This is a genomic window from Streptomyces sp. NRRL F-2664 (genome assembly GCF_000719345.1).
Lineage (GTDB): Bacteria > Actinomycetota > Actinomycetes > Streptomycetales > Streptomycetaceae > Streptomyces.
In genome coordinates this window covers 1-1,182 of the sequence record NZ_JOFX01000251.1, presented here as the reverse complement: position 1 = coordinate 1,182, position 1,182 = coordinate 1, and the positions used below count along the sequence as shown (strand labels likewise).

Annotated in this window: 1 pseudogene; it reads right to left on the bottom strand. The window is 69.1% G+C overall.

From position 1 onward, the window contains the following. Positions 1 to 1,182: pseudogene (locus IF89_RS39365) on the bottom strand (hypothetical protein); the annotation flags it as partial.

The window sequence follows — 1,182 nt, the reverse complement described above, 5'->3', positions numbered from 1 at the left end:
CGTCTGCGCCGGTGAGGAGGTTGCCGGCCGCATCCCAGGTCTGGCCGGTGGTCTTGCCGTCGGTGGTGAGGGCGGTGAGGGCGGCGTTGGCGGTGTAGGCGGTCGACCGCAGCACGGGCGCCTTCGCGTCGGGGCCGTTGTGGACGGTGGTGGAGGTGAGTCGGCTGTAGGCGTCGTAGGTGTGCACGGTGTGCGTAGTCACCGGCGCGCCCGTGGCGGCAGGGTCCGTCTTCCTGCCTGCCTTCCCCGCTGCCGCTGGTGGCGGGGCGGGTGTCGGTGCGGGTGGCGAGGTCGCCGCGGGTGTTGTAGGTGTAGGCGGTTTCGGACAGCACGGTGCCGTCCTTGCGGGTGAGGGTCTCCTTCTCCGGCTGGCCGCTGTCGTAGTAGTCGACCGTCAGTACGGTGCCGTTGCCGTAGGCGGCTTCCGCCAGCCGCCCGAGGCTGTCGTAGCTGTAAGCCGCAGAAGCGGTCTGCCCGTCCGCGGTCTCCTGGACGGCACTCTTGAGGCTGCCGTCGGGGTTGTAGGCGTATGCGGTGACGGCGCCCGCTGCGTCGGTGGCGGTGGCTAGCTGGCCGACGGCGTTGTAGGTGCGGGAGACAGTCTTGCCGTCGGGGTAGACGACGGAGGCCAGGCGGCCTTCGCCGTCATACGTGTAGGACAGAAGGGTGTTCTTCTTCGAGTCCGTGTCTTCGCGGCTGCCTTCCCACACGCCGGTGACCCGGCTGAGGGCGTCATATTCCATCTGCCGGACAGTGGTGGCACCTGCGGCACCGGTGACCGCAGTTGATGTGAGGAAGCCGGTGGCCTGGTCGTAGGTGTGCGTGGTCTGTGAAACCCGTGCGCCGTCCCGCGCCGTGACTACAGCCTCAGCTACCTGTCCGTCGCTGGTGTAGGTGTAGGTAGTGGTGTTGCCGAGCTGGTCGGTCTGGGATGCCAGGCGCCCGGCCGCGTCATAGGTGTTGGCCGTGCCGGTGCGGGTGTCTGCGTTCTGCCCGCCGTCGCCCTGGGTGAGAGTCTTCGAGGTCTGCTGTCCGGCGAGGTCGTGGGTGAGGGCGGCGGTGAACTCCTGCCCCGGATACAGCTCCGGTGCGGCCGGGTTCAGGACCGTGCTGTGCGGGATGCCGCCCGTGCCGTAGGAGGGTGCGGCGGTGACTTCGCCGCTGGTGGAGGACACCACACGG